The sequence below is a fragment of the Brevundimonas sp. AVps4 genome (assembly GCF_058681525.1).
In genome coordinates, this window is record NZ_CM178741.1 from 242,308 (window position 1) to 263,415 (window position 21,108).

At 69.9% G+C, this 21,108-nt stretch carries 17 protein-coding genes and 1 tRNA gene; 13 read left to right on the plus strand and 5 right to left on the minus strand.

Annotated elements, in window-relative coordinates:
* Positions 1 to 63: 63 nt before the first annotated feature.
* The 4 genes from ACW178_RS01180 (at position 64) to ACW178_RS01195 (ending at position 2,733) form a co-directional block, all read left to right on the plus strand.
* Positions 64 to 912 (plus strand): hypothetical protein, encoded by an 849-nt coding sequence (locus ACW178_RS01180; protein ID WP_492024785.1) that lies wholly within the window; start codon positions 64 to 66, stop codon positions 910 to 912.
* A 47-nt stretch (positions 913 to 959) separates the two neighbouring features.
* The gene (locus tag ACW178_RS01185; RefSeq protein ID WP_191558852.1) at positions 960 to 1,979 is read left to right on the plus strand and encodes a fumarylacetoacetate hydrolase family protein; all 1,020 of its coding nucleotides are present in this window, start codon (positions 960 to 962) and stop codon (positions 1,977 to 1,979) included.
* Between the two features lie 51 nt (positions 1,980 to 2,030).
* Positions 2,031 to 2,579 carry a CcdC protein domain-containing protein gene (locus ACW178_RS01190; RefSeq protein ID WP_054764120.1) on the plus strand — a complete coding sequence of 183 codons (549 nt, stop codon included), beginning with the start codon at positions 2,031 to 2,033 and terminating at the stop codon, positions 2,577 to 2,579.
* A 69-nt stretch (positions 2,580 to 2,648) separates the two neighbouring features.
* A tRNA-Leu gene (locus tag ACW178_RS01195) sits at positions 2,649 to 2,733 on the plus strand.
* A 58-nt stretch (positions 2,734 to 2,791) separates the two neighbouring features.
* On the opposite strand, the gene ACW178_RS01200 is transcribed toward ACW178_RS01195, so the two are convergent.
* The 4 genes from ACW178_RS01200 to ACW178_RS01215 all read right to left on the minus strand — a co-directional run bounded on the left by ACW178_RS01200 (position 2,792) and on the right by ACW178_RS01215 (position 7,584).
* Positions 2,792 to 3,691, minus strand: a complete 900-nt coding sequence (locus tag ACW178_RS01200; RefSeq protein WP_152949091.1) for a manganese catalase family protein — start codon at positions 3,689 to 3,691, stop codon at positions 2,792 to 2,794.
* A 26-nt stretch (positions 3,692 to 3,717) separates the two neighbouring features.
* Positions 3,718 to 4,239, minus strand: coding sequence for a ferritin-like domain-containing protein (locus ACW178_RS01205; protein ID WP_224762257.1), 522 nt, complete (start codon positions 4,237 to 4,239; stop codon positions 3,718 to 3,720).
* Between the two features lie 337 nt (positions 4,240 to 4,576).
* Entirely contained in the window at positions 4,577 to 5,473 is an 897-nt protein-coding gene (locus ACW178_RS01210) for an alpha/beta hydrolase (protein WP_191558853.1), read from the minus strand.
* A gap of 77 nt (positions 5,474 to 5,550) precedes the next feature.
* Complete coding sequence (locus tag ACW178_RS01215) at positions 5,551 to 7,584, minus strand: AsmA family protein (RefSeq protein ID WP_492025035.1); 2,034 nt, start codon at positions 7,582 to 7,584, stop codon at positions 5,551 to 5,553.
* A gap of 200 nt (positions 7,585 to 7,784) precedes the next feature.
* Here ACW178_RS01215 and ACW178_RS01220 point away from each other — a divergent pair, with 200 nt between their 5' ends.
* A complete protein-coding gene (locus ACW178_RS01220) occupies positions 7,785 to 8,138 on the plus strand; it encodes a hypothetical protein (protein ID WP_054764123.1) in 354 nt (117 codons plus the stop codon).
* Between the two features lie 81 nt (positions 8,139 to 8,219).
* Here ACW178_RS01220 and ACW178_RS01225 read toward each other — a convergent pair whose 3' ends face one another.
* Entirely contained in the window at positions 8,220 to 10,343 is a 2,124-nt protein-coding gene (locus ACW178_RS01225) for a S9 family peptidase (protein ID WP_492024786.1), read from the minus strand.
* Positions 10,344 to 10,454: 111 nt separating this feature from the next.
* Here ACW178_RS01225 and ACW178_RS01230 point away from each other — a divergent pair, with 111 nt between their 5' ends.
* From ACW178_RS01230 to addA, 8 genes are all read left to right on the plus strand, one after another.
* Positions 10,455 to 10,706 (plus strand): type II toxin-antitoxin system Phd/YefM family antitoxin, encoded by a 252-nt coding sequence (locus tag ACW178_RS01230; protein WP_287105013.1) that lies wholly within the window; start codon positions 10,455 to 10,457, stop codon positions 10,704 to 10,706.
* The gene (locus ACW178_RS01235) at positions 10,703 to 11,089 is read left to right on the plus strand and encodes a type II toxin-antitoxin system VapC family toxin (protein WP_287105011.1); all 387 of its coding nucleotides are present in this window, start codon (positions 10,703 to 10,705) and stop codon (positions 11,087 to 11,089) included. Before ACW178_RS01230 ends, ACW178_RS01235 begins: the two co-directional genes overlap by 4 nt.
* A 40-nt stretch (positions 11,090 to 11,129) precedes the next feature.
* Complete coding sequence (locus ACW178_RS01240) at positions 11,130 to 11,987, plus strand: GNAT family N-acetyltransferase (RefSeq protein WP_054764127.1); 858 nt, start codon at positions 11,130 to 11,132, stop codon at positions 11,985 to 11,987.
* Positions 11,984 to 12,442: a tRNA (adenosine(37)-N6)-threonylcarbamoyltransferase complex ATPase subunit type 1 TsaE gene (tsaE, locus tag ACW178_RS01245; RefSeq protein WP_054764128.1), complete on the plus strand. Its 459-nt coding sequence runs from the start codon at positions 11,984 to 11,986 to the stop codon at positions 12,440 to 12,442. The genes ACW178_RS01240 and tsaE overlap by 4 nt, the downstream gene beginning before the upstream one ends.
* Positions 12,429 to 13,526 (plus strand): N-acetylmuramate/N-acetylglucosamine kinase AmgK, encoded by a 1,098-nt coding sequence (gene amgK / locus ACW178_RS01250; RefSeq protein ID WP_287105010.1) that lies wholly within the window; start codon positions 12,429 to 12,431, stop codon positions 13,524 to 13,526. The genes tsaE and amgK overlap by 14 nt, the downstream gene beginning before the upstream one ends.
* 20 nt (positions 13,527 to 13,546) lie before the next feature.
* On the plus strand, positions 13,547 to 14,242 hold the full coding sequence (gene murU / locus ACW178_RS01255) for an N-acetylmuramate alpha-1-phosphate uridylyltransferase MurU (protein WP_492025036.1): 696 nt from the start codon (positions 13,547 to 13,549) through the stop codon (positions 14,240 to 14,242).
* Positions 14,243 to 14,396: 154 nt separating this feature from the next.
* Entirely contained in the window at positions 14,397 to 17,447 is a 3,051-nt protein-coding gene (gene addB / locus ACW178_RS01260) for a double-strand break repair protein AddB (protein ID WP_492025037.1), read from the plus strand.
* The gene (gene addA / locus ACW178_RS01265) at positions 17,444 to 20,860 is read left to right on the plus strand and encodes a double-strand break repair helicase AddA (protein ID WP_492024787.1); all 3,417 of its coding nucleotides are present in this window, start codon (positions 17,444 to 17,446) and stop codon (positions 20,858 to 20,860) included. Before addB ends, addA begins: the two co-directional genes overlap by 4 nt.
* Positions 20,861 to 21,108: the final 248 nt, after the last annotated feature.

The following is a 21,108-nucleotide window of genomic DNA, read 5'->3' on the forward strand; positions in this document are numbered from 1 at the left end:
TTGGCCCGGCTTCGCCGCTGCGGCATCATGGTTCGGCGAACAAGGGGTCAGACAGGGTGCGGCATGTCGGCGAGCGTCTCCAACTATCCGCAGGATTTCCAGACACCCGATCCGGCGGCGTTAGAACCCGTTGACTCCACTCTACTCCTTGGCGTCCACCCGCTGCTGCTCCTGCTGCTGGCGGCCCTGATCCTGGGTCTGACGGTCCTGGCCTGGCGGGCCGGCAAGGGCGCCTCGACCACCCAGGCCGACGCCGCCGAATCAATCTGGCGCGCCGTCGACCGCGCCTGCCACGCAGCCATGACCGCCAACAGCGACGCCCTGGTCGGCGCCGCCAAGGCCCTGCGCGCCACCTATGACGACTGTCTGGGCGCCGTCGTCGTCCTGGCCGAGGGGCCGTCCAAGCCGCTGAAAGCCGTCGATCACGCCCTGAAGGGCCGGATCAAGGAGACGGTCAAACCCAAGGAAGAGACGCCGCCGCAAGAGCCGACGGCCAAGCCCGACCAAGAAGCCCACCGTCCGTCCCCCCCTCACCCCGCCGTCCCGGCCAATGTGACCGTGGTCTCCAACAGCCATGTGGTCATCAAGGGTGACCGCGTGGAGCACGCCCCCGCCGATGAATCCGGCCCCGCCCAAGCCCCCGGCGTCGCCGTGCTGGACAAGCCCCCCTACGCCCCGCTCCCGCCCCAGCCCGTCCCGCCGCCCGCTCCCGCCAAGCCGGTCGAGAAGGAGATCGAGCGAGAGATGACAAAGGCCGAACAGCTGGCCGCCCTGCGCGAGGCCGTGGCCCAGTTCAACGACCACTGGTGCCGCCGCAAGGAGCGGATCGAGGAACTGCGCGCCGCCCACCGCCAGCTGTCCACGCCGCGCCCCGGCGGCCAGACCCCCGGCCACGGCCGCAGCGTCCACTGATCCCTCCCTCTGTTCCCCCCGGCGCGATTTCGGTCTAGGCGTTGGGCATGAAACTCGCCTCGCTCAAGCACGGCCGCGACGGCCGCCTCGTGGTCGTCTCGCAGGACCTGCACTGGTTCACCGACGCCTTTCTGATCGCCCCCACGCTCCAGGCGGCTCTGGACGACTGGGCCCGCTGCGGCCCCCAGCTGGCGGCCCTGGCCGAGAGCCTGGAGCATGAGGCCGTGCCGCGCGGCCGCTTCCACGAAAGGGACGCCGCCTCTCCCCTGCCCCGCGCCTATCAGTGGGCCGACGGCTCGGCCTATGTGAACCATGTCGAACTGGTGCGCCGCGCCCGCGGCGCCGAAATGCCCGAAAGCTTCTGGACCGACCCCCTGATGTACCAGGGCGGCTCCGACGGCTTCCTGGCTCCCCGCGATCCCATCCCGCTGGCCGATCCGGCCTGGGGCTGCGACCTGGAGGCCGAGATCGTGGTCGTGACCGGCGACGTGCCCCAGGGCGCGACGCGAGACGAGGCCCTGGCCGCCGTCCGCCTGGTCGGCCTGGTCAATGACGTCTCCCTGCGCAATCTGATCCCGGCCGAACTGGCCAAGGGCTTCGGCTTCGTCCAGTCAAAACCCGCCAGCGCCCTGTCGCCCGTCTTCGTCACCCCCGACGCCCTGGGCGACCGCTGGCAGGACGGCAGGCTGCACGGCGAACTGACGGTCCAGCTGAACGGCAAGGACTTCGGCAAGGCCGACGCCGGGGTCGACATGACCTTCGACTTCGGAACCCTGATCGCCCATCTGGCCAAGACCCGGTCCCTGTCGGCCGGAACGATCATCGGCTCGGGCACGGTGTCCAACCGCGACGCCGACGGCGGACCCGGCAAGCCGGTCACGGAAGGCGGCCTGGGCTATTCCTGCATCGCCGAGGTCCGCACGGTCGAGACGATCCTGCGCGGCGCGCCCGAAACCCCCTTCCTGACCCACGGCGACACGGTGCGGATCGAGATGCTGGACGATCACCACCGGTCCATCTTCGGCGCGATCGAACAGACGGTGGCCCCGCTTCCGGCCGGGTCCTGACGGGTGTAGGCTGGGCCGCGTCGGCTTCCGGGGGGAGGCCCGGAGAACGACATGCCGCCTGAAAAACTGATCCCGCTTCTGGTCTTCCCGGCCGTCCTGGCGCTTGTCCTGCTGCGGAACCGGCGGCGGCGGCCGCTGAAGCTGAAGTTCATCTGGGTGACGCCTGCGGTGGTCCTGCCGCTGATCGCGCTTGGCCTTTGGGGTTCGACCCAGGCGCCCGGCGCGGTCCACGCGCCGTTCGGCCCCGCCGGCTGGGCGATCCTGGCCTTGGGCGGACTGTTGGGGGGCTTGGCCGGCTGGTATCGCGGCAAGACCGTGGCCATCGAAAAGGAGCCGGACGGCAGCCTCATGGCTCAGGCCTCGCCCCTGGGGCTGATCCTGCTGGTCGCCCTGTTCGCGGGCCGCACGGCCCTGCGCGACCTGATCGAAGGTCATGCGGCCCAGTGGCATCTGAACGCAATGGCCGTGACCGACGCCTTCCTGGTCTTCGCCATGGGGCTGATCGTCATGCAGCGCGTCGAAATCTACATTCGCGCCAAACGCATCCTCGCCGGCGGGACCGACGCCCATGTGGAGGTCGCGGCGCCGCCCGCCGCTTGACGGTGGGCCGACGCCGACGCGGTTGAATTGCGGCCGAGGCCGGTATAGGAGCGGTGCCTTCGCGCCTGTGCGGGTGTGGTGGAATTGGTAGACGCGCTGGACTCAAAATCCAGTTCCGAGAGGAGTGTCGGTTCGAGCCCGACCACCCGCACCAAAGATCAGATCCGGCGGACGCCGCCGCAGCCGCGCCCGCCGTCTCTCTTCTCGTCTCTTCAGTCTTCGATCGGGGTCGTCCGACCTGCGCCCGCCCCTGCGCCCAGGTCCGCGCCGGTCACGGGGTCCGACTCGGGGTCCGACATGGTCCGGCTCATGAAGGCTTCCACCGCCTTGCCCGCCTTGGCGTCCATCTCGACCGTGGCGTGGCCGTCGCCGCCGTCCACCGCCATCTGCATCTCGCGATCGGACACCACCTCCCACTGCTCGCCCTCGTTCCAGGGACCGGAGGCGTCGCCCTCGCCTTGGGACATGTTGTAATATTTGTCGGCGAACTCCGGCCGGCCGGGGATCTTGCCGGGAGGGAAGTTGGCGGGGATGGCGTAGAGCGCCTTTTCGAACGACTTCTGGTGCGCCACTTCGCGCGTCATCAGGAAGGACAGGGCGTCCTTGATCCCCGGATCGTCGGTGACATTGATCAGTCGTTCATAGACGATCTTGGCGCGAGCCTCGGCGGCGATGTTGGAGCGCAGGTCGCAGGCCGGATCGCCGATGGAGTCGATATAGGCGGCCGTCCACGGCACGCCGGACGAGTTCACCAGGGCCGTGCCGCCGCCATAGAGGATCGACATGGTGTGGCTGTCTCCGCCGGAGGTCATGCTGGCGTAGAGATCCGCCTCTTCCTCGGCCGCCTCAGCCAGCTTGCCCTTGGCGCCGCGGTTCAGCATGGCGACGATGGAGCCGATGACTTCCAGATGGCTCAGTTCCTCGGTCGCGATGTCCATCAGCATGTCGCGCCGATTGACGTCCTCGTCGGCCAGGCCCTGGGTGAAGTAGCGCATGGCCGCCGCCAGCTCGCCCTGCGGCCCGCCGAACTGCTCCAGCATCAGGGTGGCCAGGCCGGGATTCGGCTCCGCCACCCGCACCGTATACATCAGCTTCTTGTTGTGCATGAACATGGGTCAATCCTTGATTGCGTAGCCGATCAACGGCTGGGGTTTTCGCCGTCGCGTTTCAGACGCAGATATTTCTCGGTCAGGGTCGGCAGGCTCTCGTCGACCCAGCGGGCCATCCGCTGCTCCTCCTCCAGGGTCGCAGCGAGCGGATCGAGCGCTGCGGCATAGTCGCCGTGCCGGGCCAGGAGGATCAGCCCCTTGTAGACGGCCGCCTCATAGTTCTCGAAGGCGAAGTTGGCGAAGGCGTTCTTCAGGATCTCGTCCTCGGCGAAGACATGGCCCATGGCCGCCATTGATCCGCCCAGCGAAAGGGCGGCGTCCTTCAGGCCGGAAGGCGTCTCGTCAAACTGTCCCAGCAGGTGTTCCAGCCGGGTGATCTGCTGTTCGGTCTCGGCCCGGTGCGCCGTCAGCTGATCGGCGACCTCGGTGAAGTTCTTGGCGCGTTCGATCTGCCGCTCCATCAGGGCCAGGGCCTGATGTTCGACCCCATGGGCGTTCTTCAGTCCGGTCACGAACACCTCGCGCCAGACGTCGTCTGTCATCACAGCCATACATCCGCTCCTTGATTGGGATGCGGAGGTAACCGGACCTGCCGGCCGATGTTTCCGGGTGTCGAATAGCGGACGCGCCGGAACGATCGCCGCCGTAATGCGCGTGCCGGACGGCCGGACCTGTGATGTGGAAGGGTCGCCTCTGCGGCGCGATCGGGGCGGCGATTACGCCGGGCCGACACTGCACGGCCTGTACCGGAGCCAGTCAGGTTCGGCGCGTCGCCGCGTCGGAGCCAGTCAGGTTCGGAACAGGCCGTGGAAGATCGAGGTACGATACAGGTTCGACCTGCGAAGGCTTTTGCCACTAAGTCGCAGTGTTGAAAAGATGCTTTTGTGCTTAAGCAAGTGTTTCGTCGTCCCGGTCCAAGGCGCGTCGCAGGAATCCGGTCACATCCTTCAAAACCGGGGCCTTGGCGCGAAACAGGGGCGAGAAGCTCGCCACCAGATCGGCGTGATTCAGGCCGGGATAGAGCTTGGCCTCAGACCGGCCGCCGACGGCGCGCTGGCGCGCGTGCAGCAGGCGGGTGTCCTCGTCATGGACCACGACGTCCGCCGTGCCGTGGCCCAGCCAGATCGGCGGAGCGTCGGGGCGGACGAAGGTGATCGGCTGGGTCAGGGTCGGATCGGGCGCCCGGCCGAAGGCGTTGCGGGACGCCGCCACATCGAAGGGCAGAAAGTCGTAAGGTCCCGCCAGACCGGCCGCGGCCCGGATCAGGTCCGGCCGCTCGACCGCCGCCATATAGCGTCGATCCAGGGTGATCATCATCGCCAGATAGCCGCCCGCCGAATGGCCCAGCACGCCCAGGCGGCGCGGCTCCCCGCCGTGGTCCGCCGCCGCCTCGGCCGCTGCAGCCGTCGCGGCGGCGGCGTCCTGAACGAAGGCGGGAAAGACCACCTGCGGAACCAGACGATAGTCCGGCAGGGCGACGACGAACCCCTGGGCCGCCAGGGCCTGCGCCGCCCAGCCATACAGGTCGCGCGACCCCGAATCCCAGCCCCCGCCATAGAAGAAGACCAGGACCGGATGGGGACCCGGCGCCTTGGGCGCATAGAGGTCCATGCGCTGGCGCGGGTCGTCGCCGTAAGGCAGGTCGCGCGCCACGCGACGCGCGCCGGCATCCCGCGGCCCCAGGCTGTTCAACAGGCCGAGCGGCGAAAGCGCCGGGGAGCTCAGGGGCGAACAGGCCGCCGCCACCAGTCCCAGGGCGGGCGCGAAAAGGCCCCGGCGCGTCATCTGATCCGATCCATGGACCTCAATACGCCCGACGAGGCGGATCGGCTCACACCGTCGAGACTCTTTTCCGGAAGGCCCTATCGCGCGCCGGCGATCAGCTGGCCGCAGTTGGCATCCTCCGCCAGACCAGGATCGACGAAGGCGAACAGGGCCGTCACCGGCGCCGCCACCGTGGCCAGGAGGCCGGCCAAGCCACCCTGGCTCGCCACGGCGCCGACGTCCACCCCGACGCGGGGCGCCGTCAGCGGCCCCTGGACGGTGATGGGCGCCCAGACCCGCAGCAGACGCGGCTTCTTGGACTCGCCGTCGATCCGCAGGTTCAGCGTCTCCTGCCCAAGGTCGATCGTCCCCCCGCCCTGAGCCAGCACCACATCGGTGTCGATGACCAGGGTCTTGGCGGCGGCCGTCCCGCCGCTGACGTTGAAATCGGCGACGGCGCAGCGGATCTGGGCGGTCGACTGATCTCCGCTCAGCAGCTTCAACAGACCCGCGCTGGCGTTGATGCCCAACAGTTCGGCGAAGGCGGCCCGCATCCGCCCGTCCGGCACGACCAGGCTGATCGTGCCCTTGGACGAGGCGGCGAACTGGTGGACCGAGGCGCCCGGTCCCTCCAGTCGGGCGCGGCCCAGGGCATGACCCGTCAGCGGCGGCGCGCCGTTCCGGGCGGGCACGATGGACTCAAGAGGATAGCCGCTCAGCCGCAGGTCGACCCGGCTGTAGGGCCGCGCCTGGGTGGCGTCGATCCGCGCCGTCCCGTTCAGCGCCCCGCGATTGAAGTCGAAGCTGATCGGGTCGAGGTTCAATATCCCGTCCTTCAGCTCGGCGCCCAGGTTCACCGCCCGCACGTCCAGCTCATTGGCCTTCACCGCAGCGGCGCGATAGGTCAGGCTGCCGTCCATCTGGCGCAGCCGTTCGGTCTGGAGGGGCGCGTCCGGCAGCAGTTTTCCGCCCTTCGCCACGGGCGCCTCCGTCTCGGTTCCGCGCGCATTGGTGACGGTCCGCGCCCCCAGGACGGCCGCCAGGTCGTCGATGTCCAGTCGACGCGACGCCAGTTCGGCCTCGACCCGCAGCCGGCCGCCGCCCTGGACCCGCAGGTCGCCGGACAGGTCCGACGCCCCCACCCGGCCGTCGAAGTCGTTGAAGGTCCAGACGGCCTCGTTCCGCTTCAGGGCGCCGCTCAGCCGATAGGGGGGCGTATTGGGCAGGGTCAGGCCCGTCAGCAGATAGAGGTCCGCCAGATCGCGCCCCTCCAACGTCAGGGTCGCGTCGAACCGACCCAGGTCGAAGGGCCGGGTGACGGCGCCCGTGGCGGTCAGGCTGGAGCCCGCTCCCGCCATCCGGGCCTTGAAGCGATAGGGCCGGTCGCGGCGAATATTGATGAAGGGCCCGCCTTCGATGCGCAGCGTCAGAGGCGACCGGTTGACCGTCCCTTCGCCTTGCAGGAGGAAGCCCGCGTCGCCGTCCGCGCCCTCGTGCGCATCGACGGCCGCGTCCAGGGTCATCTTGCGCCGCCGCTCTTCGAACACCAGACGCCCGTCGGTGATGACCAGCTTCTGGATCACCGGCAGTTTCATGCCTTGGCCGTCGTCGGCGCGGTCGGCGTTCAAAGCCCAGCTCTTGCGGCCGTCTTCGGCGGCGATCAGCACCACCTGGGGCCGGGTGAAGCGCAGCAGGGGCATTTCGACCTGACCCGCCAGCAGGCGCCGTAACCGCACCGAGGCCTCGATCGTGTCGATCCGGGCCGTATCGCGATCGCGCGCCCAGTCCGGGCCGCCGATCTTCAGTCCCTGGACCCTGACCGAGGGGGTCCAGCTGAAGAGATGAACATTCAGATCGCCGTCGATGGCGATGTCGCGGTGATATTCCGCCGAGGCCCAACGGCCGATCGGTCCCCTCAGCCGGTTCCAGTCGAACCAGGCCAGAAAGATCAGGACGACGGCGATCAGAAACAGGGTCAGGCCGCCGGCCCACCATTCGGCAGGTCCCGGGCGGCGCACGGCGGCGTAGACGGGATCATTGCGCCTGATCCAGTCGCGCCCCTGGACGGCGCGCGCCTTGGCCGAGGCGGCGCCCGCGCCGATCCGCGTCCTTAAGGCGTTCCAGTTCAACATCTTGGGCAAGGGCCGGGGCTCCAGAAGCAGAGACAACGCCCCAAGGCGGTTTTGGCGCCGCCGCCCCTTTCGGGCCCGCCTCATCCGCCTCGATATTGGTCCGTTTACCGCATATTTTTCGCAATAGCTTTACATTGTAGAAAATGCGCGCATATTTGGTCCGAGTCCTGACTTTAATTCAGGCCGTAGGAGGATGCCCGATGACCCGTTTGATCACCCCCGCCCTGATCGCCGCCGCCTTGATCGCGCCCGGTCTGGCGCACGCCCAAACCCAGCCCGAAACGCAGGATAAGCCCCGTCTTCAGGCCGTTCGCGCCGAACTCGACCGCGCTCAGACGCGCAGCTCTGCCGTCCAGCCGGTGATGATCTGTGAAACCGACGCCGCCACCCGGCGCGCCTACCAGCGCGAGTTCGGCGCCGCGCCCGTCTTCGTCACGGCGGAGGACGCCATGGCCGCGCGCCGGGCGGGTGAACATTGGGCCGCGCCCCGTTGCATGACCGAGCGGCAGTACGAGCGGCTGGTCTCCTCGACCCAGGACCGCGCCGGCCTCTAACCCCGTCGCGCATTAAAAAAGGGGCGCGGCCTTTGCGGCTGCGCCCCTTCGTCGTTCCGGCGTCGTTCCGGAGCACCGCCCCTATTGGGCGGGGGCCAGGTGTTTGTTCAGCCAGCCGAACACCTCATTGTGCCATTGCAGGCTGTTGGCCGGCTTCAGCACCCAGTGGTTCTCGTTCGGGAAGACGATCAGGCGGCTGTCGATTCCGCGGCGTTGCAGGGCGGTGAAGGTGGACAGGCCCTGAGCCGTCGGAATGCGGAAGTCCAGGTCGCCCTGGACCACCAGCATCGGCGTCTTCCAGTTCTCGACATGGTTGGCCGGGTTGAACTTCTGATAGCCCTCCGGCCTGTCCCACGGCGTGCCGCCATATTCCCACTCGGTGAACCACAGCTCCTCGGTCGAATAGCCCATGCCGAAGGTGTCGAAGACCCCGTCGTGATTGACCAGGCACCTGAAGGCGTCCGACCAGTTGCCGGCGATCCAGTTGATCATATAGCCGCCGTAGGAGGCCCCCAGGGCGCAGGCGTTGGCGCCGTCCAGGAAGGCGTACTTCGCTTGAGCCGCCGCCCAGCCCTTCTGAAGGTCCTCCAGCGGCCGGTCGCCCCAGTGCTGGCTGATGGCGTCGGTGAAGGCCTGGCCGTAGCCGGTCGAGCCGTGGAAATCGATCATCACCACCGCATAGCCGGCGCCGGCGTAGGTTTCGGGATTCCAGCGATAGGACCAGCTGTCGCCGAACGAGCCCTGGGGGCCGCCATGGATCAGGAAGGCGACCGGATATTTGCGACCCTCGACATAGCCGACCGGCTTGATGACATAGCCGTGGACCGTCTCATTGTTCCAGCCGGGGAAGCTGAACTGCTCGTAGTCCCCGAAGGCCTTGGCCTCCAGGGCCGGATTGGCCTGGGTCAGGCGACGCGGCGTTTCACGACCCAGATAGGTCTTGAAATACAGATCGCTGGGCGACTTCAGACTGTCCTGGGCGAAGACGAAGCCCGACGGCGTCTGCTGGAAGGCCGAGACATGGCCGGGTCCGGTGACCGGGGTGACGACCCCGTTGCGCGTATCCACCGCGAACAGCCTGGTCGAGCCGACGTCGCCGGCGGTCGTATAAAGCGTCTGGCCGTCGCGCGACCATTGCAAGGTGTCGGCCGAACGATCCCAGTTCGAGGCGATCTCGCGCTTCTGGCCCGACTGCACGTCCATCAGCACGATCTGATAGCGGTCGGCCTCAAAACCCGGACGCGCCATGGCGCGATAGGCCAGGGTGCGGCCGTCCGGCGAAAACACCGGGCCCGCGTCCCAGGCGGGATTGTCCTGGGTCAGGTTGGTGAAGGTCCCGTCCCCGCTCAGGCCGTTGGTCTTCCACAGATCGAAATTGGTGCTCCACGGCTCGCTCTTGCCGGCCAGACGCGCCGAAAAGACGATGGAGTCGCCGGCGGGGGTGAAGACGAAGTCGCTCTCGTCGCCGAAGGGCTTGGAGGGCGTATCCCCGTCGAAGCCCTTGGTGACCCAGACCGGATTGCCGGTCGCCTGGCCGTTGCGGCCGATCGACTGGACGAACAGGTGGTTCTGGGTGTGGTCGTTCCACGTGTCCCAATGGCGCACGAACATCCGGTCATAGACCTGGCCGGTCGATTTCCGCTCGGCCACGGCCTCGCCTGTCTCGACCGAGGCGTTCAGGTCGGCGGCGTCCGGATAGACGGCCAGAGACACCGCCACCTTGTCGCCCGAGGGACTGATCCGATAGGCGTTCACGTCCAGCGGCAGATTGGTCACCTGCACCGGCGCGGCCGTCGGCGAGGCGATGCGCCACACCTGGCTGGTCCCCGACTTGCCCGACAGGAAATACAGATTGCCGTCGGCGCCCCAGCGGGCGGTGTTGGCGGCCTGGTCCGAAATGGCCAGCCGGCGCGGCGCGGCGTCCGGCGTTTCCAGGTCCAATATCCACAGGCTGCCGCTGCGGCGGTTCGCCTCCACATCCGTCGTCGTCACCGAATAGACGACGTAACGGCCGTCCGGCGACACCTGCGGATCGCCCAGCCGGTTGGCCGAGATCATGTCCTGATAGGTGAAGGCGTCAGGCGTCGCGGCCGGCGCCGGAACCGGGGCGGGCGGAACCTGGGCCAGGGCCGGAGCGGCGCTCATCAGGGCGCCCGAGAAGGCGACGGCCGCGCAGGCGGCGAACAGGAGGGAACGGTGGCGCATGAAGCAGTCCTCGCAAAGCTTGCAGCGGCGAGGCGTAGCACCCTCGTTCGCCGGGCGGAAGTTGCTGTGGGCGGACGACTTAGCTAAGATGGTTGGACCAAGGAGCGGCAGATGACCACCGTCACCGTCCACTACGCCAAGACCCACCTGTCCAAACTGATCGCCGCCGCCGAACGCGGCGAAGAGGTGGTGATCGCCCGCGGCGACAAGCCGGCGGTGCGGCTGACGCCTTTGGAGCCGACGCTTCCAGCGCCGCCGGCTCGGCGTTTCGGCGCTCTGCGGGAAGAAGGCGGCTTCGACGAAAGCTTCTTCGATCCTTTGCCGGAGGAGGAACTGAGGCTGTGGGAAGGCCGTGAAGATTGAGCCTGCTGCTCGACACACACGCCTTTCTGTGGCTGGCCTTTGGCGATGAGCGCCTGCCCAAAGGGGTCCGAGCGAGACTTGAGGATCGTTCGACCAAAATCTACGTCAGCGCTGTTTCCGCCATCGAGGTCACGATCAAGCACCGGATCGGCAAACTTCCCCATGCAAGTTCCCTCGCCAAGGACTTTGGCGGCGCGATAACCCGCCTTGGGTTGCACGGCCTGCCGATCTCCGTCGCCGAGGCTGAGTTGGCCGGTCGGATGGCCGGCGATCACCGCGACCCTTTCGACCGGCTGCTGATCGCCCAGGGCCTGCTCAACGACCTGACCCTGGTCTCGAACGAAACCCTGTTCGACGGCTTCGGCGTGGCCCGGCTCTGGTAGGCTTGCTCCCTTTCGCCGAACCGGCGACAAGCGGTCGTCCATGAATTCCGCCGCCCTTCCCGTCCGCCGCTCGCCCCACATCGTCGATGTGCTGATCGCCGAGCGTGCGCCCCGTCTGACCGCCTCGCCGCTGTGGCCGGCGGTGCGCCCGCTGCTCTATTCGATCTTGAACTACAAGGCGGCCGTGCGGATGGCCGACGCTGTGCGTGACCGCTCGGGCTCCGAGAGCCTGGACTATGTGTCGGACCTGCTTCGGCTGAAGGTGACGGCGTCCCCTCTGGACCGCCTGCCCGCGACGGGCCGGTGCGTCGTCGTCGCCAACCATCCGACCGGCATAGCCGACGGGGTCGCGGTCTATGACGCCGTAAAACGGCGCCGTCTCGACGCGGTCTTCTTCGCCAACGCCGACGCCCTGCGCGTCTCGCCCCGGCTCGCCGAGACGGTGATCCCGGTCGAATGGGTTCACGACAAACGCACCCGCGAGAAGACCCGCGCGACGCTGAACGCCGCCAAGGCGGCCTTCGAAGCCGAACGCTGCGTGGTCATGTTCCCCGCCGGCCGTCTGGCCCGCGTCGGCGCCGACGGCCTGCTGACCGACCCCGAATGGGCGCCGACCGCCGCCTCCCTGGCGCGGAAATACGGCGCGCCGGTCGTGCCCATGCACGTCGCCGGCCCCTACAGCCGGCTGTTCCACCTGTTCGACAAGGTTTCGCAGGAGCTGCGCGACGTGACCCTGTTCCACGAACTGCTGAACAAGGCGGGCAAGCCTTTCGATATCTTGGTCGGCCGCCCCATCCCGCCCGAACGGCTGGACGTGGACGCCGTAAAGGCCACCGTGGCGCTGAAACATTTCACCGAACGCACCCTGGCCGCCGATCCAGACGCGGTCTTCCCATGAAGGTCGAACTCCCTGACGCCGAGGCCACCACCCGTCTGGGCCAAGTCATCGCCCCCCTTCTGGCGCCGGGCGACAGCCTGCTGCTGTACGGGCCGCTGGGCATGGGCAAGTCCACCCTGGCGCGCGGCCTGATCCGCGCCCTGACCACGCCGGACGAGGAGGTGCCGAGCCCCACCTTCACCCTGGTCCAGTTCTATGAATCCGACCTGCCCGTCGCCCATTTCGACCTCTATCGCCTGACCCGGCCGGAAGAGGCGTTCGAGATCGGCCTGGACGAGGCCCTGGACGAGGGCTGCGCCCTCATTGAATGGCCCGAACGGCTGGGCGAAGACCCGGGCCGGTTCTTGGGGCCCGACCGCCTTGTCATTGAGATTTCCGAACACGGCGACGGCCGTGTTGCGACCGTTTCCGGCGTAGGCCGGTGGGAAGACCTGATCGACCATGTCCGTCTCTGATCGCGAACAGCTTCGCCTCGACTTCCTGGCCGCCGCCGGCCTGGCCGAGGCTGCGCGCGCGCCTCTGCCGGGCGACGCCTCGACGCGGCGCTACGAACGGCTGACCCCGCCGGGCGGCCCCACCCTGATGCTGATGGACCAGGCGCCCGCCGCCGAGAGCCCGCCCGCCGATCCGGCCTGGACGCCCGAGCAGCGTCACGCCGCAGGCTGGAACGCCGTCGCCCGCCTGTCGGCCGGTCGGATCGAGGCCTTCGCCGCCGTCGCCGCCCATCTGAAGTCGCTGGGTCTGTCCGCGCCTGAAATCCCGGCCTTGGACGCGCTCAACGGCCTAGCGGTGCTGGAGGATTTCGGCGACGCCCTGTTCGCCCGCGTCATCGAGGACGGCGCCGAGGAGACGCCCCTCTATCTGACCGCCATCGAGGCCCTGGCCGCCCTGCACGAGGCCGAGACCCCGCCTGAGGTGCTGACCGGTCCCGGCGGCGACTGGCCGCTCCTGACCTATGACGAGACGGCGCTCCAGGGCGGGGCCGATCTGTTCATCGACTGGTTGCCCCGTCTGGACGCGCGCGTCGCCTTCGACGCCGCCGCCGTGGCGGAGTGGCGAGAGGCCTGGGCGCCGATCGTCGCCTCGGGCGCCGCCGGGGCCTCGGTCATGGCCCACCGCGACTATCACGCCGAGAACCTGATCTGGCTGCCCGAGCGTGAAGGCCCCGCCCGCGTCGGCATGATCGACTTCCAGGACGCGGTGCGCGCCCACCCGTCCTGGGATCTGCACTCCCTGCTTCAGGACGCCCGCCGCGACGTGTCGCCGGCGCTGGAGGCCGAGGCCCTGGACCGCTATTTCGCCCTGCGCCCCCAGGTGGACCGCGCCGCCTTCATGGCCGACTACGCGGGGCTCGCCGCCCTGAACGAGGCGCGGATCATCGGCATCTTCGCCCGGCTGATCGCGCGCGACGGCAAGCCCCGTTATCGTCAGTTCCTGCCGCGCATGTGGCGGCATCTGAACGCCAATCTGGACCAGCCGGCCCTGGCGCCCGTCGCCCGCTGGTTCGACCGTTACGTTCCTGCCGAGGCGCGCGCATGACCCACGCTCCCAAGACTGCGATGGTCCTGGCCGCCGGCCTGGGCACCCGGATGCGTCCCCTGACCGACGACCGGCCCAAGGCCCTGGTCGAGGTGGCGGGCCGCGCCCTGATCGACCATGTGCTGGACCGTCTGGCCGACGCCGGAGTGGAGACGGCGGTCGTCAATGTGCACTGGTTCGCCGACCGGCTGGAAGCCCATCTGGCCGCGCGCACACGCGGCCCCCGCATTCTCATCTCCGACGAACGGGCCGAACTGCTGGAGACCGGCGGCGGGCTGAAGAAGGCCCGCCCCCTGCTGGGCGACGACCCCGTCTTCGTCGCCAATATCGACAGCGTCTGGATCGACCGGGGCGACGCCCTGTCAGACCTGATCCGCCTGTGGAACCCCGACACGATGGACGCCGCCCTGCTGCTGGCCCGCCTCGAAGGCTCCATCGGCTTCGAGGGCGACGGCGATTTCTTCCTGGCCGACGACGGGAGACTGACCTTCCGCGGCGACGCCCCCTCCGCCCCCTTCGCCTATATGGGCGTCCACATCACCCGCCCCGGCTATGCCGACCACGGCCCCGACGGCCCCTTTTCCTTAAGCCCCCTGTGGCGCAAGTCCGCCGCCGCAGGCCGTCTCTACGGCTGCGTCCTGGACGGCGACTGGATGCACGTCGGCGATCCCCAGGCCCGGGATGAGGCCGAGGTGAAACTGGCGGGAGTGGGATGACGACACCTGTTTTTTCCTCGTCATCCTTGGGCTTGTCCCGAGGATCCATACGCCCGGTTTCAAAGGGTGCGCACCGGCCGCGACCGAGTCTATGGATCCTCGGGACAAGCCCAAGGATGACGGATTGTGAGCGAGGGGTATGACGATGGCCGCCATGCCTCCCTTCGACCCTTTCACGGCGGCCGGCCCCCGCTGGTACGCCGTCCCCGCCCACCGGCCCTTCCTCGAAGACCTGGCCGCCGGCGTCCTGGCCTGGCTGGGCGATCTGCCGCCCGAGACCCTGTCGGACGCCACCCTCCTTCTACCCAACCGCCGCGCCGCCCGCGCCTTCGCCGGCGCCCTGTCTAAACTCTCCCAGGGCCGCCCCATCCTGCTGCCCCAGGTCCGGCCGCTGGGCGACCTGGAGGAGGACGAGCCCCCCTTCACCCCCGGCGCCCTGGGTCTGGACCTGCCGCCCGCCATCCCCGCCCTGACCCGCCGGTTCGAGATGGCGCGGATGATCGTCGAACAGTTCGACAGCGATCTGACGCCGATGCGCGCCCTGGATCTGGCCGACGCGCTCGGCGGCTTCCTTGATTCCTGCCAACTGGAAGAGGTCCAGAACCCCGAACGGATCGCGACCCTGGTCGACGGCGAAATGGCCGAACACTGGGAACGCTCGGCCGAGTTCCTGGACCTGGCGGTCGAGGCCTGGCCCAGACGCCTCGCCGAACTGGGTCTGGTCGATCCGGCCTGGCGCCGCGCCACGCTTCTGCGTCGCCTCGCCGAACTGTGGGACCGCACGCCCCCGACCCAGGCCGTCATCGCCGCCGGTTCGACCGGCACCGTCCCTGCCGCCGCCGACGTCCTGGGCGCCGTGGCCAGAGCGCCCCTGGGCTGCGTCGTCCTGCCCGGTCTCGACCTGGATCTCGACGCGGCGGTCTGGGACCGGCTGGACGAACAGCATCCGCAGAGCGCGATGAAACGACTGCTGGACCGGGTCGAGGTCGCCCGCGCCGACGTCCGCCCCTGGTTCGCCCCGCCCCAGCCGCCCGCCGCCCTCGCCCGCGGCCAGGCCCGCCAACGCCTGGTCAACGAGGCCCTGCGGCCTGCCGAGGCCACCGACGACTGGCGCCGCGCCATCCGCGACCTCCGCTCGACCGCCGCCGCGCGCGGCGAAGCCCGCGACCCCATAGCCGAAGGTCTGCAAGGCCTGTCCCTGCTGACCGCCCGCGCCGAGGAGGAGGCCGCAACGGCCATCGCCCTGATGATGCGCGAGACGCTGGAGACGCCGGGCAAGACTTGCGCGCTTGTGACGCCGGACCAGGCCCTGGGCCGCCGCGTCGCCGCAAGACTGGAGCGCTGGGGCGTCATCCCGGATTCCTCGGCAGGCAGCCCCCTGTCGCGCTTGCCCGCCGGCGCCCTGGTCGATCTGTGCGCCCGCTGGATCGCCGATCCGGTCCAGCCCCATCTGCTGCTGGCCGTCATCAAACATCCGCTGGTCCGGTTCGACCTGGGCGACGCGCCTCAAGCCGCCGCCGTCGCCGGGCTTGAGGAACACGCCCTGCGCGGCCCGCGCCCCCGCGACTTCGCCGCCGTGCGCCGCCGTCTGCTGGAAGCCGTTCAGCCCGACCGGCGCGGCAAGGCTCCGCCCGAGTGGAAACGGGAACGCCTGTCGGCCGCCACCCGCCTGGTCGAGCGTCTGCAAACCGCCGTCGAGACCGCTACCGCCGTCTTCACCCCCGACGCAGACCTGAACGTCGCCGCCTCCGCCCTGACGCGCCTGATCGAGACCTTGGCCGGCCAGGACGCCTGGGCCGGCCCCGACGGCGAGGCCGCCGCCGCCCTTCTGTCCGGCCTGATCGAGGGGGGCGCCGCCCTGGGCCGTATCGACCGGGCCGACCTGGCCGAGCTGACCTCCTCCCTGGTGCGCGAGACCGTGGTCCGCACCGGGGGCGCCACCCATCCGTCCCTGCGGATCCTGGGGGCCATAGAGGCGCGGCTTGTGCGCGCCGACCGGATGATCCTGGCCGGCTTGGAGGAAGGCGTCTGGCCCCAGGCCGCGCCCACCGACCCCTTCCTGTCGCGCCCGATGCGCAAGGCCCTGGGCCTGCCCCCGCCCGAACGCCGCCTGGGCCAGACGGCACAGGACTTCGTCCAGGCCGCCTGCGCCGAGGAGGTGATTCTGGTCCACAGTGAACGACGCGGCGGTCAGCCTGCCGTCCGCTCCCGCTGGCTGTGGCGGCTGGAGATGCTGACGCGGGGGGCGGGAGTCGACCTGCCCCGCCCCAGCACCGTCCTGGACTGGGCCCGCGCGCTCGACGCGCCGCCGCCCGGACCGCCGCGCTTCGCCAAACGGCCCGAGCCGCGCCCGCCGGTGCATCGCCGCCCGCGCAGCCTCTATGTCACCCGCATCGAACGCTGGGTGCGCGACCCCTACGCCATCTACGCCCTGTGGGTGCTGGGGCTGGAGGCGATGGAGCGTCCCGGCGCGTCCGCCGAAGCGCTCGCCCGTGGCGACGCCGTCCACGCCGCTGTCGAACGACTGACCCTGGACTGGCCCCATGACCTGCCCGACGACTGCGAGGCCGTCCTGCACGACCACCTGTTGCGTGAACTGGGCGCGCGCGGTTTCGAGGATGCGGCCATGGCGCGCGAGGCGCCGCTCGCCCGCAACTGCGCCCGCTGGCTGACCGATTTCGAGCGCCGCCGCCGTGCACGCGGGATCGAAATCCTGGTCGAGCAACAGGGCGCCATGACCTTCGACGCCCCCGCCGGCCCCTTCACCGTCAAGGCCTTCGCGGACCGGATCGAACTGTCGTCCGACGGGGCGGCGGTGATGGACTTCAAGACCGGCGCAGCCCCATCCGCCAAACAGGTCAAGTCCGGCTTCGCCCCGCAGTTGACTTTGACCGCCGCCATCCTGGCCGACGGCGGGTTCGAGAGCGCCAAAGGCCCCGTCACGCCCGACGAACTGACCTATGTCCGCGTGGTCGGGCGCAAGACGGCGGGCGAGGTCATCACCCGCGCCTCGGGCGCCGAGGCCGCCGACATGGCCCAGGCGGCGCTGGAGGGGCTGAAGCGCCGCGTCGCTCGCTTCGACGACCCGAACACCCCTTACGTCTCCTGGGCCGCGCCCCAGTTCATGGGCGCCCAGGGCGGCAACTACGACCATCTGGCCCGCGTCTGGGAATGGTCGGTGATCGGCGACGGGGACGAAGAATGAGCGTGTCCCCCCAGATCGTCGCCGCCGATCCGCGCCTGACCGTCTTCGTCACCGCCAACGCCGGCTCGGGCAAGACCACCACCCTGGTCAACCGGGTGGCGCGGCTGTTGCTGGATCAGGTCGATCCCGGCGCCATCCTGTGCGTCACCTACACCAAGGCCGCCGCCGCCGAGATGCAGGCCCGGCTGTTCGACCAGCTGGGCGGCTGGGCCGTGCTGGACGACGCGGCCCTGTCGCGCGAACTGGCCCGGCTGGACGACGGCGACCCGCAGACGATGGATCACGCGGCGCTTTCCCGCGCCCGCAAACTGTTCGCCCGCGCGCTGGAGACGCCGGGCGGGCTGAAAATTCAGACTCTTCACGCCTTCTGCGAAAAACTGCTGCGTCGTTTCCCGCTGGAGGCCGGAGTCTCGCCCCGTTTCACCGTGCTGGAAGACCAGGCCGCCGCCGCCCTCAGCCATGCTGCGCGCGAAGACCTGGCCCGCGCCGCCGTCGCCGACCCGGACGGCCCTATCGGCCAGGCCTACAGCCATTTCGCCGTCGAACTGGACTGGCAGCGGTTCCAGGCCCTGCTGTCGATGGTCGAGGCCAGGCGCGCCGACCTGCTGGACTATATCGACCGCGTCGAGGCGGGGACTGCGCCCGACCCTTACGCCCTGACCGGGGCCGAAACGGGCCGCAGCCTGGAAGATCTGGAGCGGGACTTCGTCGCCTGGATCGACCCCGCCGAATGGAACCGCATGGCCGAGGCCATGGCGACCGGCTCGACCAACGACCGCAAGATCGCCGACGCCATGAGCGTCGCGGCCCCGCCCTACGCCGGCTTCGCCGCCCTGGCGGGCGTCTTCTGCACCCAGGCGGGCGAGCCGCGAAAAAGCATGGGCACCAAGTCGGCGCCGCAAGGGGCGGTCGGCTGGCTGCTGGACCTCCAGACCAAATTCCTCGCCGCGCGCGAAGCCCTGAGGAAGGCCAAGGTCGCCGACGACACGATCAAGGTCCTGACCCTGGCCCGCGCCCACGCCGCCTTCTACGAGGCCGCCAAGGCCCAGCGCGGCGCGCTGGACTTCCCCGACCTGGTCGCCCGCGCCGCCGCCCTTCTGACTCGCAGCGGGGCCGCCGCCTGGGTGCTGTACAAGCTGGACGGCGGGGTCGACCACGTCCTGATCGACGAGGCCCAGGACACCGCCCCCGACCAGTGGGCCATCGTCCGCGCCCTCACCGGGGAGTTCTACTCCGGCCAGACGTCGGGCCGCACCGTCTTCGCCGTCGGCGACGAGAAACAGTCGATCTACTCCTTCCAGGGCGCCCGGCCGGAACGGCTGCGCCAGGAGCGGGCCGACTTCCTGGCCCTGGCCGAGGGCGCCGGCGAGCCCTTCGCGGGGCCGGAGCTGAACACCTCCTACCGCTCGACCGAAGAGGTGCTGGCCTTCGTCGACGCCGTCTTCGCCGATCCCGACCGCACCCGCGCCCTGACCGGCCCCCAGGGCGACATCGCCCGCCATATCCCCGCCCGCATCGGCCAGCACGGGGCGGTGGACCTGTGGCCCCTGTTCCTCGACGAGCCCGCGCCCGAGACCGACGCCTGGGACGATCCGGTCGATCAGGAGAGCGCCGGCAGCGCCAGGAAGCGCCTGGCCCGCGACCTGGCCCGCGAGATCCGTCGCCAGGTCGAAAGCGGCCTGGCCGTCTTCGACAGCCGAACGCGGGATCTGCGCCCCGCCGGCTACGGCGACTATATCGTCCTGGTCCGCCGCCGCGACGCCACCTTCGAAGAGATCATCCGCGCGCTGAAGACCGAGGGAGTCCCCGTCGCCGGCGCCGACCGGCTGAAGCTGTCCAGCCATATCGTCTTCGACGACCTGATCTCTCTGGCCCGCTTCGCCCTCTTCCCCGACGACGACCTGTCGCTGGCCGAGGTGCTGCGCAGCCCCCTGTGCGACGTGGACGAGGACGGCCTCTATGCGCTGGCCGGGCGCGAGAACCGCAAGGGCGGCCAGCTGTGGCGCGACCTGCGCGACCGGGCGCACGAACGGCCAGAATGGACCCGCGCGCGCGACACGCTCCAGGCCGCCATAGCGGCGCGCGGCGGCGACCCGTTCGCCTTCTTCTCCCAGGCCCTGAACCGCGTGGACGACTTGGGGCTCTCCGGCCGCGCCCGCATCCTGGCCCGGCTGGGCCGCGAGGCCGAGGAAACCATAGACGAGACCCTGAACCAGGTGCTGGCGGCCGAGAACCGCGGCGCGATCGATCTGGAGACCTGCCTGGCCCAGCTCGAGGCCGCCGACGTCGAGGTGAAGCGCGAACTTGAGGGGGCGCGCGGCGAGGTCCGCGTCATGACCGTCCACGGCGCCAAGGGGCTGGAGGCGCCGATCGTCATCCTGCCCGACACCACCATGAAGGCGAAGGCCCAGGGGCCGTCCCTGATGCCCGCCGTCACGCCCGAGGGCGAAGGCGAAGCCTGGCTGATGGCGCCCGGCTCGGCCCGTGACGACTGCCCCGCCTCGGCGGACGCTCGTGCCGCGCGCCAGGCCCGCACCGACGACGAGACCCTGCGCCTGCTCTATGTGGCCCTGACCCGCGCGCGGGACCGCGTCATCGTCATGGGCCGCGCCTCCAGCCGGGGCGCCGAGGCCGGCAGCTGGTGGTCGGTGATCGAGGAGACCTTCGACCGGCTGGGGGATCAGGTGCGCGAGGTGGAGAACGGCGTCCGCCGCTTCGGCGTCGATCCCGAACATCGCCCGACCCAGGCCGCCGCGACCGCCTCCGCCGACGCCCTGCCCGCCTGGGCCGCAGTGCCGCCCCCGCCCGACGCCGCCGCCCGCTTCGCCGCGCCGTCGCGGATGGAAGGCCAGGTCCGCATCCCCGCCCCCTCGCCGCTCGCCCGCAGCGCGGCCGGCGGCGCGTCTTTGGGCCGGTTCCGCCGCGGCGACCTGATCCACCGGCTGCTGGAGCGCCTGCCCGAGATCGCGCCCGCCGACCGCCCCGACGCCGCCCGCCGCCTTCTGGCGCGCGAGACCGATCTGGACGAGGCCCAGCGCGCCGAGATGATCGCCGCCGCCTTCTCCGTGCTGGACGACGCCCGCTTCGCCCCCGTCTTCGGCCCCGGCTCCCGCGCCGAGGTGGCCCTGACCGGCGCCCTGCCTGGCCCGTCGAGCGTGGCGATCAACGGCCGCATCGACCGGCTGGTGGTCACGCCCGACCGGGTGCTGGTCATCGACTACAAGACCAACCGCCCCGCCCCCGACGCCCTGGACCGGGTCGATCCCGCCTATGTGCTCCAGGCCGCCGTCTATGTCGCCGTGCTGAAACGCCTCTATCCCGACCGCCCGGTCGAGGCCGCCCTTGTCTGGACCGACGGACCCAAGCTGATGCCGATCCCGCAGGCGATGTTGGACGCGGCGCTCGCGCCCTGACCCTCCGTCATCCTCGGGCTTGACCCGAGGACGGGCGTCGATCGGGCTGTGCGTCGCCGTCTTCGCACGAGCGGCGGATCATCCGATCCTCGGGTCAAGCCCGAGGATGACGGACGGAGAGGGAGGGGGAGCGACGGCGGCAGTTGAATTGCCCGCGATTCGCTCCCACATCTGCGGCCGAACCCGGACGGATCCGGCCAACCCCATTCGCGCTGATGTCGCGAGGCGCCGTGCGCCGAGCGATAGGG

Excerpts from the sequence above, each read along its gene's own strand:
- murU (WP_492025036.1), top strand. The coding sequence starts at position 13,547 with ATGGTCCTGGCCGCCGGCCTGGGCACCCGGATGCGTCCCCTGACCGAC.
- ACW178_RS01225 (WP_492024786.1), bottom strand. The coding sequence starts at position 10,343 with ATGCGCCACCGTTCCCTCCTGTTCGCCGCCTGCGCGGCCGTCGCCTTC.
- addB (WP_492025037.1), top strand. The coding sequence starts at position 14,397 with ATGCCTCCCTTCGACCCTTTCACGGCGGCCGGCCCCCGCTGGTACGCC.
- ACW178_RS01230 (WP_287105013.1), top strand. The coding sequence starts at position 10,455 with ATGACCACCGTCACCGTCCACTACGCCAAGACCCACCTGTCCAAACTG.
- amgK (WP_287105010.1), top strand. The coding sequence starts at position 12,429 with ATGTCCGTCTCTGATCGCGAACAGCTTCGCCTCGACTTCCTGGCCGCC.
- ACW178_RS01200 (WP_152949091.1), bottom strand. The coding sequence starts at position 3,691 with ATGTTCATGCACAACAAGAAGCTGATGTATACGGTGCGGGTGGCGGAG.
- ACW178_RS01185 (WP_191558852.1), top strand. The coding sequence starts at position 960 with ATGAAACTCGCCTCGCTCAAGCACGGCCGCGACGGCCGCCTCGTGGTC.
- ACW178_RS01215 (WP_492025035.1), bottom strand. The coding sequence starts at position 7,584 with ATGTTGAACTGGAACGCCTTAAGGACGCGGATCGGCGCGGGCGCCGCC.
- ACW178_RS01180 (WP_492024785.1), top strand. The coding sequence starts at position 64 with ATGTCGGCGAGCGTCTCCAACTATCCGCAGGATTTCCAGACACCCGAT.
- ACW178_RS01205 (WP_224762257.1), bottom strand. The coding sequence starts at position 4,239 with ATGGCTGTGATGACAGACGACGTCTGGCGCGAGGTGTTCGTGACCGGA.
- addA (WP_492024787.1), top strand. The coding sequence starts at position 17,444 with ATGAGCGTGTCCCCCCAGATCGTCGCCGCCGATCCGCGCCTGACCGTC.
- tsaE (WP_054764128.1), top strand. The coding sequence starts at position 11,984 with ATGAAGGTCGAACTCCCTGACGCCGAGGCCACCACCCGTCTGGGCCAA.
- ACW178_RS01210 (WP_191558853.1), bottom strand. The coding sequence starts at position 5,473 with ATGACGCGCCGGGGCCTTTTCGCGCCCGCCCTGGGACTGGTGGCGGCG.
- ACW178_RS01240 (WP_054764127.1), top strand. The coding sequence starts at position 11,130 with ATGAATTCCGCCGCCCTTCCCGTCCGCCGCTCGCCCCACATCGTCGAT.
- ACW178_RS01220 (WP_054764123.1), top strand. The coding sequence starts at position 7,785 with ATGACCCGTTTGATCACCCCCGCCCTGATCGCCGCCGCCTTGATCGCG.
- ACW178_RS01190 (WP_054764120.1), top strand. The coding sequence starts at position 2,031 with ATGCCGCCTGAAAAACTGATCCCGCTTCTGGTCTTCCCGGCCGTCCTG.